Raw genomic sequence first — 415 nt, 5'->3', positions numbered from 1 at the left:
AAACCACGCAAACATTGGCGCAGTTGTCTGAACGCATTGAGGCGGTATTCGGCCGCAAGCCGACCGTTATCGGCGATTTTGAACGCGAAATCAAACGTATTGCCTGGTGCAGCGGCGGTGCGCAGGGATTTTTTCAGACGGCCGTAGACGAAGGTGTCGATGCGTATCTGACCGGTGAAATTTCCGAAGCGCAATATCATCTTGCCAATGAAACAGGTGTAGCATTTATCAGCGCCGGCCACCACGCGACAGAACGTTACGGCGTACGCGCCTTAGGCGATGCCGTGGCAGAAAAATTCGGTATCGAAGTGGTTCACTTTGATGAAAACAACCCTGCCTGAGTATTGAGCAATATCATAAAACTTTACCTTATTTTAAATAATGCTTTGAGTATTACAACAAACTAGGTAGAATT

Annotated in this window: 1 protein-coding gene; it reads left to right on the top strand. The window is 47.7% G+C overall.

Going from position 1 to position 415, the window contains the following annotated elements:
* Nucleotides 1-341: Nif3-like dinuclear metal center hexameric protein (locus ACTHSP_RS22245; protein WP_440347040.1), on the top strand; the 341-nt coding region annotated here is incomplete at its 5' end.
* Nucleotides 342-415: the final 74 nt, after the last annotated feature.

Source organism: Neisseria sp. P0001.S005 (assembly GCF_051963715.1).
Note: the sequence above shows the minus strand (reverse complement) of the source record. Positions and strands in the feature narration are given on the sequence as shown.